The sequence below is a fragment of the Novipirellula methanifontis genome, assembly GCF_052161655.1.
In the GTDB taxonomy this organism is placed as follows: domain Bacteria; phylum Planctomycetota; class Planctomycetia; order Pirellulales; family Pirellulaceae; genus Novipirellula.
This window is the reverse complement of record NZ_CP197418.1, coordinates 6,551,031-6,567,044: the sequence shown is the minus strand read 5'-3', so window position 1 is coordinate 6,567,044 and position 16,014 is coordinate 6,551,031. Positions and strand designations below refer to the sequence as shown.

Here is a 16,014-nt window from a genome sequence, read left to right as displayed (position 1 = left end):
CAAAACGGCGTGCGGGACGATTGCATCCTCGTTCACCCCAAGAACTTGTGATGCAATCGTCCGCACGATTTGGACTCAGGTTTCAACTTAAATACCGCTTGCCGCAGCAACATCGCTCGTGGCGTTGTTGGTGTCGAGCATCTTGATCGCCGAGCGGAGTGAATCGACATCGGGCTCGCTATTGGGCAATTCGTTTTGCCCGTTTTGAACTGAGTCGATTTGCGGAGCCTCTGCTTGAGGTACCACGTTCTCTGCGGAGGGCTGCACGTTCTGGACGCTACCGGACTGGATCGTCGAAACCGATTCGGTTTCCACCGTCGTGGTCACCGACATGGATACGACCGGGATTGATGCGGCGTCAAACGCTTTCAAGTTATTCGCTTCGTCGCTCTCCATCAGTTCGTCAAAACTATCGATGGCGACGACGAGCCGTTGAAAGCCAATGACTTGTCCGTTGCGGTTGCCCATTGCCAGCGATTCGATTGGCAGCGTCACCAGCACTTCGAGTGATTCGCCCGCTTCGATTTTGTCCGTCTTCACCGTGGCGTTGGGCGACGTTGGACAGATATGTCCAAAAACCGCAACGGCGGAAACATGGAAACCACAAACACTGCGAGTGCTTTGGTTTTGAATCACGATGGCGAACGTTGGACCACATGCCGAATCGAGATGTTCGTGTTGGTGAACCTCGACGATTTGCAAGTCACCGATTTCACAATCGGGGATTGCTACGTGCCCAAACGGCGACGAATGGAACGTCGAGCCACGATTGAACGTGTTGTTGACGCCGTGTTGCGAAATCAAGTCGATGACGTGACCGCAATAGGAATGGTTTCCGAACAGATGCGAGGCGTTGATTTGCTGTGCATCGGATTGCATCGTCATGCAGACGATGAAACTAGTGGTCATCAAGACCTTGGTCATTATTTGGCGGTTCATTGGTTTGCCTGCTTAGGAAAAGTGTATTGAGTTTCGATAGAAGAAAAGCCCGGCAACCGCGAAACAATCGGGTTGTCGGGCTTAGTGGTGTTTGTTGAATCAGAGAAGTCGACGACTACCAGCAACCCCAGTAGCTGGTGTAAACAGGGGTGTAGTAGGTGTACGTCGGGGTGTAGCAGTAGTGAGATGTATACACAGGAGTGTAGTAGCTGTGGCTGTGATACACGGGGCTGTACCAGTTGCTGTAGCTACGGTAATGGTGGTGGCGGTGACCGTAGCCAATTCGGCGGAAGCAGGCCGCGATCGCCTCTTCGCCACTTTGTTTCTCGCCGTCGTTCAACAGCGACTCGACGTCCGCCAGCCCGAGATCGTCGTTGGTATCGACCTGAGCGATCGAGTCGTTTTGGTCCAGGTTGGCGATCGTTGAGAGCATGCTGTCCTCAGCCATAACCGAACTAGCAACCAAGATCATCGGGGCAACTGCGAAAAAGAATCGGTTTAACATCTTACTGTTCTCCAAGTGTGGCAGTGAATTGAAGGAAGCGATCGTGAGTCTGCCGTGTCGCGTCGCTGCGTTGTTTGCTTGACTAACAGGCCAAGCGACGGCACCGCCGATGTGTTACGCGAAAATTCGAAAATGTTTTCGGAGATGTTTCGACAATCGTTTTGCAGCCGGCTTTGCTGTAACACCCAACGCCATGAACGATTTTCTGGTAGCTACCTTCGCCAGAAGGTGGTGATTCGCATTTGCGCGACAACAATCCACGCTCTGGCGAGCGTAGCTACGAAATGTAAAATCCGTAATCTGCGCCTCTAAATGCTTCACAGCGTTTTGTAACAACGCTCGCGTTTTTACGCTGGGATAAAGAGTCACGCGATTGAAATGAGTCATCGCGACGCCTTACCTCTTATGCACCCCAGGGTATTACGATGCGTTACCTCTTCTCTTTTGCTGTGCTTGCCGCTTTGTTTTGTGGCAATCCACAGGTCCAGGCGGACGACAGTTTGTTTTCCGAAGTCGCGATGGAATCCGTCTTTGAGAAACAGGTCGCGACCGTAAAAGACGTCGCCACGATCAGCGACGGAGAAACAATGCAGCGGATTGTCGGCGTTTCTTCGCTGATCCAGGTCTTGAAGGCCGCCGGATTTGAGCCCAGCGAAGAACAGGGCTCGGCGACGTTCAAGCTCAATCACGCCCAGTGGATTTTTCCTGTTTCGATGACGGTGTTCGTCGACGAAGACCGCATCGCTTGCGAAATGTCGCTCGTCAAAATGGAAGATGATGCTTCGTTTGACAAAGAAACACTGCTGAAACTGCTGGTTTCCAACACCGCAACCCAAGGTGGCTATTTCGCGTTTGATCAAGAAAACAAGCGAATCCAGTTGCGAGTCTCGCTTAGCAACCGCGCTGTCACGGCACGTCAATTAAAGGCGGATCTGAGCCAGCTGGCGATTTTGGCAGAGCGAAAGTCCGATATCTGGTCCAAAAGCAATGCTAAGCCCAAGACCGAATCGACCGTGGCTGCTCCCACGACACCAACAAACACTGCGAAAGCACCAAATGCTGCGACACCAACAAACGCCACGAATTCAGCCCAAACCCGCTTCTCGCTAGCCGGAACATGGTCGGCATCACTGAAGAGCGGCGAAGCGTTCGCTTTGCGATTAAACAGCGAAGGCACATTCCAATTGGTCCACATGAAGTCGGGAAAATCGACTTCCTCCAAGGGCAAAGTGACCCGCGCCGACAACAAGCTGACTTTGATCGGAGACGACAAAATCACGCTGAATTGCACGGTCAATCAGACCGTGGCCGACAAATTCCAGCTGGCCGTCAACGACGCCAAGGGCAACGTGGCAATCAAACTCGATTTCAGCAAAGCCAAGTAAGCCCGGTGTGTTTTTTCGCTTCCGTCCGGCTTGCCCGGGCAGAGCACTACTGAGTTACCTCGCCCCAGACGAAGGTGACTGCTGAGGTAAAACCCGGCGTTGCGCAAGCGTACTGTCACCTCTCCCAGCTTCGCCGGGAGAGGTGACTCGCTACAGCTACCCTGTCGCGGTGAGAGCGGGCATCATGACAGGCATTTGAAATAGACGAAATCAGCGTTCTCCAGAGTTGGTGGAGAGGTGGCAGAGACGCCAACGCGACCGGGCGGCTTACGCCGCACTGCTCTCAAATTAACTGAATTCAACAAACCGCTCTGTAACACCCTCGCTCGCTCTCCGCTTGGTAAGTAGAGCCAAGCCGATTTTTCCCCCGCGACCCTCGCTGTCGCGACAGCAACCTCGAGGTGATTCAATGACCCTTTTTCGACCCCACGGCGTCCTTTCGCCAGCCTGTTACGCCCTATTCGCATTGACGTTTGTCACATCGATGACGCAAACCGCACGAGCCGACGCTGAAAAATACAGCAAAACCCTGCAATCAACCGTCTGGATCATCACCAGCGACGCCGAAAACGAAACCTCCACCGGAACCGGAGTCTTCGTCGACGTGGACAAGCGACTCGTCCTCACCAACGCTCATGTGGTGGGCGACAGCCGCTCGGCAGTGATCTTTTTTGCTGATGTCCGCAACGGGCTGCCCGAGGTCAAACGAAAGCACTACCTCGACAACGTGCTGAAACTCGCTCAGCCCGGCAAAGTCGTCGCGGTCGACCGCAAACGCGATTTGGCCCTGATTCAGCTGCCAAAAATGCCCGATCGTGCCAAGGTAATCGAGTTGGCTGATACCAGCATCAAGAATGGTTCGGCGGTCGATGTGATCGGAAACCCCGGCGGAAGCGACGTTTTGTGGGTCAACACCTCGGGAACCGTTCGCTCGGTGTACGACAAAAAATTCAAATCCAACCACGGCGAACATGATTTCAAAGTGGTCGAGATCCAAAGCCCAATCAAACCAGGCGACAGCGGCGGACCCGTCGTCGACAACGAAGGCAAATTGGTCGCAATCGCCCAGTCGTTTTCGCCGGAAAGCCCGCTGATTAGCTACTGTGTCGACGCAACCGAAATCAAAGCGTTCATGGACGGATCGTGGAAAGAAGCCCCGTTGCCGACCAAAGAACTGCTAGACACAGCAAATATCGTTCACACCAAACACTCGACCGGTCACTACCAAGTCGAGCAGGAAATTTCGAAGGGCAAGAAACAAGCCGTATTCGTAGCCAAAGAGACCGAGTACTTCAAACGAGCCGATGTGCGAAAGATCTGGTCGCTCGTTTCGGTGTCCAAAGACGCTCCGACCAGCGAGCTGATGATGCGACTGCTTCGTCAAAGCTCGGCAACAAAAATGGGCTCGTGGGCAGTGGAAAAGAACTCGTCCGGTGAACACATGATCATCTTCGTTGCCAAGCTTGATGCGACCGCACCGTCGGAAGCCGTTCAAGGAACGATCGAGTATGTCGCCCGCATTGCCGGGGCGATGCACAAGGAGCTGAATCCAAGCAAAGACGAGAAAACAGCGAAAGAAACGTTGGCATCCTGGCTCGCCAAATAATGCTGCTCAAGCTCGCTAAGCGGAATCTTAGCCGTGTTGGCGCTAGCGGGCTGTTGACTTAGTGAGCCGTGACGCGTGAGCGGCCGGGTCTTGCGCATTACCCGGTGCCTTACGGCCCACGGCTCACTTCGAAAAATCGGCAAGAAAACCTGTAACGCTTTTCCAAGACGCTCGCTTGGTTATTTATCAGGCGGATGACAAAAACCCAAGTCATCCGCCTGATTCTCACTCACATTCAGTCCACGTCAGTTCAGGAATTGAAAATCATGAAACGCTCATTCAAAACACTCGCCGTCGCCGTTACCACCATCGCTCTGACCACCGCCAACGGTTCGCTCGTGTCGGCTTGTGGAGGACGATCCGGTGGCGGAGGCGGCTCATACGCTCGTGCCAGCTTCGGAGGCCACTCGAGCTATTCAAGTCACGGCAGCTATGGCGGTCACTACGGCGGCACCAGCACGTATGCATCGTCTTGTCCTACGTCACAATATGCGTCGCCCGTGTATTCGCAACCCGCCCCATCGCACTCGGTTCATTCACAACCCATTCCTTCACAGCAGCAATTCAATCAAGCCGTCGCACCATCGAGGGCTCCGTCCAACTTTGGTGCGACCGGGTTGAATCAAAGTCGTCCTGTGCAAACAGCGCCAAACCCGTCGACAACGAACGCTTCGTTCGCCTCGTCGCGAACCCAGCCTACAAGTTCGGCTACCCCGACTCCTGCGGCGACAACACCAACGCAATCAAGTCAACCACGCAGCCAACAGGCATCGCAATCCACTTCCCAACCGCAATCGGCCGAAGCATCGGCTCTGCAGATGTTGGCTTCGATCAGCAGTCCCGCAGAATCGCAAACAGAAGAATCGTCAGCGGTGGAGGCTCTGTCGCAAGTGCCTGAGTTTACGGCAGCTTCATCCACGACCGCTGGCACCCATGTTGGTAATTGGAAAGTCAATTTGCCGGGTAACCAATCGGTCGAGTTGAACTTGGCTGACGATGGCAACTTCAGTTGGACAGCAACGAAGGAAGGCAAGTCGAACTCGTTTAGCGGCCAGTACCGATTAGAAAACGGTCAACTCACGCTAGTGCGATCCAATGACCTGCAACAGATGTCGGGCCAGTGGACCGGAAGCGAAGGAAACTTCACCTTCAAGCTTGAAGGAGCAACCAACGGCGGCTTGAATTTCCAACGCAGCTAAGCACGCCTGTACAAATCACCTCTCCCCAACCTCGTTTGAGAGAGGTGGCAACAACAAGTCACCTCTCCCGAGCTTTAGCTTGGGAGAGGTCGGACGGGCGCTAGCCCGGATATTGCATCAGAAAATTCGTTTACCCCTAAAGCGCGAGAGCCTCAGTTCTGGTATGTATTGGAGTTACGACACTTCACACATCCCAAACCCAAGGCTCTCGGCAATGACAAAGCGTAATCGAAAACGAGCTCCATTGAAACGCCTGCGTCGACAAGCTGTCGATGTCGATTTCAAGGGCGGGACGCTCACCTCAGACGGAGGACTGCTGCTCCTGCGTGAGGTCGATCAGCGGCTGAAGCTGATTCAACGAATCGATCGAGTTATTCCAGATCCGCGTGACCCGCTACGCACCGCTCACTCTCAAGCCGAATTGCTCACCAGCCGCATCTTTGGCATCGCCGCCGGATACGAGGACGCAAATGATCATCATTACTTGCGGCGCGATCCTGCCTTTGAAGTGGCCGTCGGACGCACACCCGCTGCGCATCGCGACGACGAAGATGCCCAGCCGCTGGCAAGTCCTTCGACGATCTCACGGCTAGAAAACCGCGTTGATGCCAAGACGTGCTTCAAACTGCACGAGGTGCTCGTCGATACGTTCCTCGACAGTTATGACGAACCTCCCGAGCAGATCATCCTCGATTACGACGCGACCGACGACCTCGTCCATGGCGATCAAGACCTGAAGTATTTCAACGGCTTCTACAACGGCTACTGCTTCCTGCCCTTGTATGTTTTTTGTGGCGACCAGTTACTCGTTGCGTACCTTCGCCCCAGTAGCGTCGGCGCGGCTCATCACGCCGGCGGGGTGACCAAGCTGTTAGTCCAGAGGATCCGTTCTCGGTGGCCGAATGTGAAAATCATTCTTCGCGGCGACAGCGGATTCGCCAAGGAACGACTGATGCGCTGGTGCGACAAGCATGATCTCTTCTACGTCTTCGGATTCCAAAAGAATCGCGTTTTGAACCGGCAAATTGCGTGTGAAATGACACGGGCGCAGATCGATCAGTTTCAGCTTCACAGCAAGCAACGTCGATTTAAATGGTTCCGTTATCGGGCCGAAGGTTGGGATCGGCATCGCTGGATGGTGGGAAAGGCCGAGTACAGCGGCAAAGGCCCCAACCCGAGATTCGTGGTCACGAACTTGTTCAGCTGCGAAGGTTTGATCGAACCAACCTACAGTCGTCGCCGCATCGATGGTAAGCAGATTCGCTGCGTTGACGATCCTGGCACCGTGTGCAGCGTGGCGTTCGATCCAGCGCAGTTCTACGACTCGATGTACTGCCCGCGTGGCGAGATGGAGAACCGGATCAAGGAGCAGCAGCTGTGTTTGTTTGCCGACCGAACGAGCTGCACACGGTTCATCGCAAATCAGTTTCGCTTGTTGTTGTCATCGTTTGGCTATGTGCTGCTCGATGGGCTTCGCCGTCTAGGGCTCAGCGGAAGCAAGCAGGAACGCTGGCGCGTCGACACGATTCGTCTTCGGTTGCTAAAGATTGCCGCGCGGGTACGTGTGACGTGCCGGCGAGTGATGTTTCATCTTTGCAGCCATTGCCCCTCCGAAGCAATCTTTGAGCAGGTCTTGGTTCGACTGTGCCGCAGCGACTAACCGCCCCCATCGTCTTGAGTGACGACACCTGAGCGAGCCAATGATTCGCCTTGGGGGTAGGGGGGGCTCTGCAACGATGGCCGCGAACGTTGGTAAAATCCCATATCTCACATACCCCCGCAGCAATCCGCCGTCAATAATCGACTGATGCAATATCCGGGCTAGGCCTCGTCCGGGTGAGGGCGACCGCGCAACTTTGCGTGCAATTCGCCACAACTTGCTCGGACGCCCTCACCCTCGCAATCGCTGAAGGCTCTGCTCGACCTCTCCCTAACTGCGTTTGGGAGAGGTGACAGACAGACTTTTCAAACCGCTCTGCCCTTTTGGCAACTCGAATCCATTCGTAGCGAAAGTCATCAAGACTTTCGTGAATCACCGAGCAGGTCGAAACTCTTGACGAGTTCCGCTACATCCGTTGGCAGAGCGTAGGGCCGGTTCCTACCGGCCGAATCCATCGAGGCATTGAGGACGGCCGGTAGGAACCGGCCCTACTTGAGACGGGACACCTCATTTCCGCTGGAATCATTGGCGCATAAAAAAAGCGGCTCCTGTGAAAGGGAAGCCGCTATGGAGCGTTCGGCGGCCGTGCATGGCCGCCGTGCTACGTCTGAATACTTAGGCACCGAATTCGATTCGGCGTGGTCCGAGTTGCTGTTGCAATCGGTTCACGATCGAAGTGTGCATCTGGCTGACTCGTCCCTCGACCTTTGGCAACGACCCACTATTGCATCCAGCGAACGATGTCTCCTTTGCGAGCGAGACCCGACTGACGCTCGACGATTTCACCGTCTTTAACCATCACCAAGGTGGGCAAACTCGCGATTTGCATTTGCTTCGCAATCTGTTTGTGTTCGTCGACGTTGACCTTCACAATCAGCGTGTTGTTTTCGGCAGCGGTTTGCTCCAACTCGTGCAAAATCACTGCCTGCTTGCGACATGGGCCGCACCAATCGGCGTAGAAGTCAATCAGCACATTCCCATTGGCCTCGGCGAGCACTTCATCAAGGTCGCCGCTACGAGGCAATGTGATTAAAGCGGGACGAGTCGGTTCGTGTGTTGATTTTGAGCTGACAAAGTTCGTCGCCGCACTTTCTGTAGGACGAGTCGCCGACACGGTTGTGACGTGCGAGTCGGGGGCGACGGCAGAGGTTGCTGCAATGGAATTGACACTTTCAATCGCGTCCTGTTGGATCACATCCGACTCTTGCACCACTCCTATTAGATCGCTGGAAACTGGATCGTACGAGACAGTGCGACCGAACCCGAAGCCTGCTCCTCCGCTACATCCGCTCGCAGCAACAACTACGGCTGGTAATAACATCAATCTACTTAGACGAAAAAAGTTCATATCGAGTCTCTGCGAGAAATTCCGAATAGTTCAGTGCGTGTTACAAGACCGCTTGCTACCGCTGCAAGGGCGATGCCCGGTGGGCCGTCATGCAAGAGGTTGATTGACAATCAGACGGGCACACCGCCGCAACCTTTCAAACCAATCGGATTAAAAACAGCAGAATCGAGTTTCACGCCGAATCGTGAAAAGCGAATCGCAGCATGTTCCGCCAACAACTCAACGGTTTTGTTGGGAAGTTACGTCATTTCAGCGGGCAGGCTGCTTGGCAGCATCAACTGTGGGGGGAGTCCCGATTTTTTGTGTTGCTGCGACGAGAGACTCAAAGCTGCTGCCGACTTTGCGTATTCGCTCGTGATGTCGTCGTCGTCGCATCAATTGAAGAGCTGGTGAGCTAAGTCATTACCTGTACAGTGCTTAAGGCTGTGTGGGCTGACTCGACAGAGATTAGATCAGCACAAATTGCCCGTTTTTTCAGTAATCGCGTGAACGAAGCGAAGTCGGTTTGGTGTCTGAAAGGGAGTTGGCTGGTAAACGTTACCCCTGGCCGTGTGCACAATCCGGTCCATATTCACGCCGAAATGGCTTAGTGGTGCGTGACAGAATTTTGAAAACCATTAAACTTCGGGCTATGACAGAAAACGCTAACGAAACCGCCCCAGACGCTGACGATTCCCTCCCGACGCCAAACTCAAGCGAAAACGCGAGTAAAACCACTCCGCCGGAAGACGCTGCGCCATTCAACCCGATGTTGCAGCCTTCGCGTGCGATTAGGCCCCATGGAGTCGAGTACAGCCGCAAATTGGCTGCCGCGGCGGCACAAGTCGCACTCGACAACAAAGGCCAAGACGTGATGGTTTTGGATGTTTGCGGACAAACCGCCGAATTCGACCTGTTTGTGCTGGCAACCGGATCGAGCCGTCGTCAATTGCATGCGATCAGCGAGCAGATCGACGATGTTTTGGAAAAGTCGCTAGGCGACGAGCGTCTCGGAATCGAGGGCTACCAGGACAGCCGTTGGATTGTGTTGGACTACGGCAGCGTGGTTATCCATTTGTTCGACGAAGAGACTCGCGACTACTACGATCTTGAGTCGCTTTGGGCCGACGGCAAAAAGATCCCGCTCGAAGAGCTCGGGCTGAAGCCAAACGCGTAGTTCGCCGGACCATTGGTTCGTCGCGACGCCTTTCGTTTCCACGAAGGCCGCAAAGTCATATTTCTAATGCGGTGTCCAACGACGCCTCCGATCAGCGCGCGGACTCCGAACCGCATGCTTAAAACCTGCAATCGCTTCTTGGCTGGAAAATTTGCACGATGCATCTCCCGAATCTGTTAAGTGTTCGCTTCACTGAAGCCCTCAAAGCGTTCGTGGACGACCCCGCTCCGTTCGCGTCCATGATCCGTGCGACCAACGATCCAAAGTTCGGCGACTATCAAGCCAACTGTGCGATGCCGTTATCGAAACAGATCGGCAAGAATCCGCGTGAGTTGGCGACGGAAATCGTTGCGAGCTTAGACGTCAACGAATTCTGTGAACCGCCTGAGATCGCGGGCCCAGGTTTTATCAACCTACGTCTTAAAGACTCGTTTTTGATGCAGTCTTTACGTGACATGCTCGCCGATGAACGTTGCTTGGTCTCGATCGCCGATCCGAAACGCAAAATCATCGTTGACTTTTCTTCACCCAACGTTGCCAAACCGATGCATGTTGGGCATATTCGCAGTACCGTGATTGGCGACGCGATCGCGCGAACGCTTGCGTTCCTGGGGCATGACGTGCTCACCGACAATCATCTAGGAGATTGGGGCACTCAGTTTGGCATCATCATTTATGGTTACAAACACTTTGGCGATCCAGACCAAGTTGCCAAGAACCCGGTTCCCGAATTAGCGTCGCTGTATCGATTGGTGAACCAGTTGATCGAATATCGCAAAGCCAAACGGTCCTCCCAGGAACTGCCGACGCAGTTGGCCGAAGCGAAAGCCGAAGTGGTCACTGCCGAGCAAACACTGCAAAACGCCGGAGATCCAAAATCGCAGAAAAGTGCGAAGAAGTCAGTAGCGTCAGCTAAAAAGAAACTGGATTCGCTAGAAACGCAAGCCGAATCACTACGTGAAAAAATTGACTCGGTCGAAAGCAATCCTGCACTGCTGGCTCAAGCCAATGCGCACCCCGAAGTCGCCAGCGCAGTGCTTCAAGAAACGGTCAAACTTCATCAAGGTGATGCCGAGAATCTTGAGCTTTGGACTAAATTCTTGCCCTACTGCAAAGATGAAATCAACCGAATCTACAACCGATTGAATGTGACGTTTGACTACACGCTCGGTGAAAGTTTCTATCACTCGATGCTCGGGCCCGTTGTCGAGGATCTCGAAAAACGTGGTCTGGCGAGCGACAGCGAAGGGGCTGTCTGCGTATTTCTCGATGAATTTAACGCTCCGATGATTGTCCGCAAAAAGGATGGTGCGTTTCTGTATGCAACGACGGACATTGCGACACTGAAGTACCGTCTCGAAGAGTTCAATCCCGACGAAATCCTGTACGTCGTCGACAGTCGACAAAGTGAACACTTTGAAAAACTGTTCGCTGTGGCAAGAAAGATTGGGATGGAAGACGTGAAGATGGTTCACGTTAATTTTGGTACTGTTCTGGGCGAAAACGGCAAACCCTTGAAGACTCGCAGCGGGACGCTGATCGGACTCGAGGGGCTTTTGGACGATGCCGTCGATCGCGCACGCGAAGTGGTTTGTAACCCAGAGCGAATCGAAAAAATTGATCCGCCGATGGACGATGAGGAACGTGAACTGGTGGCACAAACCGTCGGAATCAGTGCCATCAAATACGCAGACTTGTCTCACCACCGAACCAGCGATTACAGCTTTAGCTTGGACAAGATGGTGGCACTCGAAGGGAACACCGCGGCATATGTTCAGTACGCTTATGCTCGCACCCAAGGCATTCTGCGAAAAGCAGGGATGACCGAATCGGAAGTCACTGCGATTGATGCAGATCTGTCCGAGTTCACGCACCCAGCCGAACGCGCACTCGCCATAAAATTGTTGCGATTCGAAGAGGCATTGGCGTCCGTCCATCAAGACTACGCACCTAACGCACTGGTCGATTATCTGTACGAAACCGCGAAAGCGTATGCGGTGTTTAATGACAACTGTCACGTGTTGAAGGCGGAGAGCGAAGCGATCACTTCACTGCGTCTCGCTTTAGTAGCATTAACAGGCCGCGTTATCCGAGTTGCTTTGTCGTTGCTCGGGATCCGGGTTGTCGCACGAATGTAATTTCGCCACGGTATGAAAGTGATATAGAATTGCGTCCGGATTTATGCTTACTGATTGGTATCGCTTAAAATTAAGATTGACAGATAATTCAGTTGCTCTACGGTGACTTAGCGTTATCTTTGTCTCCAGACCGGAGAACCATTCTCTCGCACGCTGGAATTCTCATCATGGCAAAAAAGAAAGCTTCCGGTGTTAATCGCGCCAAGGCGACCGGGGTCAATCGTGCAAAAGCGATTCGCGACTACTATCAGTCGCATCCGAACGCAAAGCCGCTTCAAGTCAGTGCTGACTTAAAGAAGCAAGGAATCGAAGTGACGGCGCAGTACGTCAGCACGATTCGCTCGAATTCAAAACGTCAAAAAGGCGAGGTTGGCAAGCCGGGGCGTCCGAGTGGCAAAAAATCGCCAGCGGAAGCTCGCACTGCGAAACCGACATCGAAGAACCACCGCAAACACAAAGTTTCAATCGCAATGCTGGTGCGGTTGAAGGATCTGACTCGCGAGTTTGGCGGGATTGCCGAAACACGCGCAGCACTGGATGCCCTCGAAGCCATCTCGGATTAGGCCCCGGTAGGATCATCGTTTTGATCACACCGAGGGATCTTTTTCGCTTGCCCGCTGGCTTCGACTCGTTCGGCATGCGGCAAAATCGGAAAATCAGGAAGGGGAGGCCGCAATGCCCCCCGGATTCTCGCGTCACTGTTCTGTGAAACAGTGCGAAGTGCGTGTAAAATGAGAAACTGTGGCGAGGCGTTTGCCGCCCTTGGTTTCAATTTCGCGTTCTATTCTTGATCCAGTTGTATGAGTTTGACCCCCGATCAGTTCGCACAACGAATCAAAGATTTCGGTTTGGCGAACCCGCGTGCCGTCGACCGCGTCCGAAGTGAGGTGGGTGCCGGCGAAACCACGCTTGAAGACATGATCGACGCGATGCAGCGTGGAGGGATCGTTTCGACTCTGCAAACCGAAAAATTGTTGCGGGGTGACCGCAGCGGCTTTTTCTACGGGGATTACAAAGTCCAGTATCTGATTGGTGCTGGTACGTTTGCTCGCGTTTATCGCGCCGAACGTGATGGGAACATCTTTGCTGTAAAGGTTCTTCGCAAGCGATTCCGAGACGAACCCAAGGAGCTTGAGCAGTTTCTGCGGGAAGGCCGCATGGGGCTGAAGCTCCGCCATCCAAATATCGTCAGCATTTTTGATGTTATTCCGGACGTCCGAAACCCGTTCCTTGTTATGGAGTTTGTCGAAGGTCAAACGCTGCGAGAATTGGTTCGTATCCGTGGAAAACTGCCTGCCGATTTGTCTTTAAATCTGATTTCCGATATTACCTCGGCGCTGGCACACGCCGCGTCGCTTGGCATTTCGCATCGCGACTTGAAGCTATCCAACGTGTTGATTTCAACCGAGGGCAAAGCGAAGTTGGTCGACTTCGGGCTCGCCGCGCTTGCAGATCGAAATAACCCAGAACAGATTGCTGATTGCCCAAACGCTCGCGCCATCGATTACGCAGCGCTGGAACGCGGATCGGGGGTTCGTAAAGACGACCCTCGAAGCGATGTTTTCTTCGCGGGCAACATGCTTTACCACATGCTCGCAGGAGAACCGGCGCTTACGGAAACGCGCGACCGTTTGGCTCGTTTGAATGTCAATCGATTTATCGATATCAAGCCGTTGTCGGACTACGCTCCTGACGTCCCAGGCGTTGCCAACCAAATTGTCCAGAAAGCGATGCGATTCGATGTCAGCCAACGATATCAAACTTCGGCCGAAATGAATGCGGAAGTTCGCAAAGCGATTGCGATGCTTGAGCGAGGAATCACCGGCAATGCTACGGACGATTACCATCAACCGATGGCGGAGCATCAAGACGATGACGAAGTTCCGTCGAATGAGGGCGAAGGTTACGTGGTGTTGTTGGTCGAGTCGAAAGCGGGGCTTCAAAACGCCATTCGCGACCGCTTGAAAACACGTGGATACCGCGTGTTGATTATCCAGGATCCGAATCGGGCATTGGCACGATTCGCCGACGGATCCGAGCAACCGGCGGACTGTGTCATCTTCGGAGCAGCGGATCTGGGGGCAGATGCCGTGGATGCGTACAACCGATTTGCCCAGGATGAAAATACTGCGAGCATCCCTAGTATCTTGCTGATCGATCGTCGACAGACAAGTTTGATCCAAGCCGCGATCCGTGGACCGAATCGTAAGATGCTGGGCTTGCCACTAAAGGTGCGTGAGCTGCGGCAAGCACTCAGCCAATTGTTGATCGGCATTAATCGACGATCTGCAGGCACCTATTAATTTGTAAGCAGTCAGGCAAAAGTCTTTCAGTAAATTGGCCGTTTTGGCGCCAGTGGGCCATTGATTTAGTGAGCCGCTCGCGCGTGAGCGGCCGGGTCCCACGCATTACCCGGTGCCTTACGGCCCACGGCTCACCACCGCGAGTTGCATTTCGAATAAATCAACAACCCAATAGCCACGGTTCCGGTGTTCAACCGGGGTTAGCGCACAAACGGGTAACGGGATTTCACCCAATGATTCCTGCCTAGCTGCTTAGACAATTGTCTCCATTGTTTCAGATTGCGAATTCGATCGCTCTATTCCTTGTTTTCCGCCAACCGTAATCGTGCTTCATCGGCCCAAGGACTGTCGGGAAACAGTTCTAAGAAACGTTCCCAGTGGTGAATTGCTTCGACGCATCGCCCAAGATGATCGAGGGTCTTAGCGAGATGGTAGTGGACTTCGGAGTAGTCTTCAAAGATGCGTAGTGCTCCTTGGAACGAAGCGATTCCGAGTTCGGGTTGGCCGGTTTCCGCCAGCACGATTCCAAGACTTGCGCGAGCTTCGACAAACTCGGGATCAATTTCGGTCGCGCTGTAATACCGTTCACGCGATGCGATCGTTTCCCCAAGCCGATACAGCAGCTCTCCCATTTGAAAGTTAATATCCGCTCGCGGTCCATCACGCGCCAGGATCGCATGATAGAAATCGATTGCGAGCTGCAGATCGTCGTCATCCTCGGCTTGATAGGCTGCGGCGAGCAGTTCATCGGACGCATCGAGTGCTCGATTGCCGATTGGAAATGACGTGTCATCCTCGCGCACCATCGACAGCACATGTCCGGCTGCCGAATCGTCGCTCGCTGATTCTAATTCCGAATCGCCGAGTGCATCGAAATCGAAACGCAATTGGCCGCCCGGTTCGACTAGCCCCTCACCATGCCGCAGCAGCACGACTTTGCCTTCGACCAGGATCGACAATTGCTCGAGCGGACGATGGATGTCCGGTAACAACTCGACCCACTGAGCCAAGCGCTGCTCGATCGCCTTTGGGCTTTCCCCGGCTGCGATCCAATTCGCCAACCGCTTGGCCACGGCAACTTCCGCGAAGTCGAAATATGGCAAGCGATGCATCGTTTCGACGGGAGTGATTAACCCCAACCGTTGCCAACGCCGAACCACCCGCACCGAGATCCCCAGCAGGTGGGCGAGCATTGCCGGAGTGTAATATCGCTGGGCCGACTGTTCGAAATCGACTAGGCCGAGACGCTGCCACAACTCCGACTCGTAAACGATTTCGCGCGTCCCGGTGGCGATTGCGTGCCGAGTAGACTCCGTCAGCAGTTCCGATTCGAGCACGGGAGATTGATCGGCACCGATGACGACCCAATCGACGTCAGCAGCCCGTTGTTCAACGATCGATGCTCCGTAGGAACGCAGCAAGTTTGCTGCCTCACGCCGCGTCATACTCCCGAACCGCCCCACCAAGGCTATTTTCAGATTGGCAAGCGATCCGGACGCTGACTCATCGTCGCTCTCGCGGTCAGCCAATTCGGCTGGCTCCGCCAAATCGGTCTCGGCCAAGTCGTTGAAATCGATTGGCTCGTTCAAACGTGTTGTCTCGTGGGGGGCGGGCGAAAATAGGAAAGCTCGGACACGGTCTGCAGTCAGCATGCTGGAATTAGCATGCACGGCCGAACTTGCAAAAATCGGCGACCATTTCGACCGGCTTACTGGATCATTATCCACAAACTTGGCAAACACTCTAGAGACGAACCTTGCCGCGAGCGAGTTGAT

General features: G+C 54.0%; 12 protein-coding genes and 1 pseudogene. 8 read left to right on the top strand and 5 right to left on the bottom strand.

All coding sequences use genetic code 11. The annotated features are described in order from the left end of the window. Positions 1–87: 87 nt before the first annotated feature. Together SH528x_RS23685 and SH528x_RS23680 are read right to left on the bottom strand one after the other, a co-directional pair. Positions 88–939, bottom strand: coding sequence for a hypothetical protein (locus SH528x_RS23685; RefSeq protein ID WP_442505920.1), 852 nt, complete (start codon positions 937–939; stop codon positions 88–90). A gap of 115 nt (positions 940–1,054) precedes the next feature. Next, the gene (locus SH528x_RS23680) at positions 1,055–1,444 is read right to left on the bottom strand and encodes a hypothetical protein (RefSeq protein ID WP_442505919.1); all 390 of its coding nucleotides are present in this window, start codon (positions 1,442–1,444) and stop codon (positions 1,055–1,057) included. A gap of 425 nt (positions 1,445–1,869) precedes the next feature. On the opposite strand from SH528x_RS23680, the gene SH528x_RS23675 reads away from it, so the two are divergent. The 4 genes from SH528x_RS23675 to SH528x_RS23660 all read left to right on the top strand — a co-directional run bounded on the left by SH528x_RS23675 (position 1,870) and on the right by SH528x_RS23660 (position 7,294). Further along, complete coding sequence (locus tag SH528x_RS23675; protein WP_442505918.1) at positions 1,870–2,829, top strand: type III secretion system chaperone; 960 nt, start codon at positions 1,870–1,872, stop codon at positions 2,827–2,829. A gap of 409 nt (positions 2,830–3,238) precedes the next feature. Further along, on the top strand, positions 3,239–4,435 hold the full coding sequence (locus SH528x_RS23670) for a S1 family peptidase (RefSeq protein ID WP_442505917.1): 1,197 nt from the start codon (positions 3,239–3,241) through the stop codon (positions 4,433–4,435). Between the two features lie 266 nt (positions 4,436–4,701). Further along, positions 4,702–5,634: a hypothetical protein gene (locus SH528x_RS23665; RefSeq protein ID WP_442505916.1), complete on the top strand. Its 933-nt coding sequence runs from the start codon at positions 4,702–4,704 to the stop codon at positions 5,632–5,634. A 214-nt stretch (positions 5,635–5,848) separates the two neighbouring features. Next, complete coding sequence (locus tag SH528x_RS23660) at positions 5,849–7,294, top strand: IS1380 family transposase (RefSeq protein ID WP_442505915.1); 1,446 nt, start codon at positions 5,849–5,851, stop codon at positions 7,292–7,294. Positions 7,295–7,909: 615 nt separating this feature from the next. Here the strand turns inward: SH528x_RS23660 and SH528x_RS23655 are convergent. Next, positions 7,910–7,996, bottom strand: a pseudogene (locus tag SH528x_RS23655) (FliA/WhiG family RNA polymerase sigma factor); the annotation flags it as partial. A gap of 19 nt (positions 7,997–8,015) precedes the next feature. Continuing rightward, on the bottom strand, positions 8,016–8,615 hold the full coding sequence (locus SH528x_RS23650; RefSeq protein ID WP_442505914.1) for a thioredoxin family protein: 600 nt from the start codon (positions 8,613–8,615) through the stop codon (positions 8,016–8,018). A gap of 658 nt (positions 8,616–9,273) precedes the next feature. Here SH528x_RS23650 and rsfS point away from each other — a divergent pair. The 4 genes from rsfS to SH528x_RS23630 all read left to right on the top strand — a co-directional run bounded on the left by rsfS (position 9,274) and on the right by SH528x_RS23630 (position 14,239). Beyond that, on the top strand, positions 9,274–9,798 hold the full coding sequence (gene rsfS / locus SH528x_RS23645) for a ribosome silencing factor (RefSeq protein WP_442505913.1): 525 nt from the start codon (positions 9,274–9,276) through the stop codon (positions 9,796–9,798). A 158-nt stretch (positions 9,799–9,956) separates the two neighbouring features. Then, on the top strand, positions 9,957–11,936 hold the full coding sequence (argS, locus tag SH528x_RS23640; protein ID WP_442505912.1) for an arginine--tRNA ligase: 1,980 nt from the start codon (positions 9,957–9,959) through the stop codon (positions 11,934–11,936). 167 nt (positions 11,937–12,103) lie between these two features. After that, the gene (locus tag SH528x_RS23635; RefSeq protein WP_442505911.1) at positions 12,104–12,499 is read left to right on the top strand and encodes a hypothetical protein; all 396 of its coding nucleotides are present in this window, start codon (positions 12,104–12,106) and stop codon (positions 12,497–12,499) included. Between the two features lie 237 nt (positions 12,500–12,736). Further along, positions 12,737–14,239 (top strand): protein kinase domain-containing protein, encoded by a 1,503-nt coding sequence (locus SH528x_RS23630; RefSeq protein ID WP_442505910.1) that lies wholly within the window; start codon positions 12,737–12,739, stop codon positions 14,237–14,239. A 296-nt stretch (positions 14,240–14,535) separates the two neighbouring features. Here the strand turns inward: SH528x_RS23630 and SH528x_RS23625 are convergent, their stop codons facing one another. Further along, positions 14,536–15,828, bottom strand: coding sequence for a MerR family transcriptional regulator (locus SH528x_RS23625; RefSeq protein WP_442505909.1), 1,293 nt, complete (start codon positions 15,826–15,828; stop codon positions 14,536–14,538). Positions 15,829–16,014: the final 186 nt, after the last annotated feature.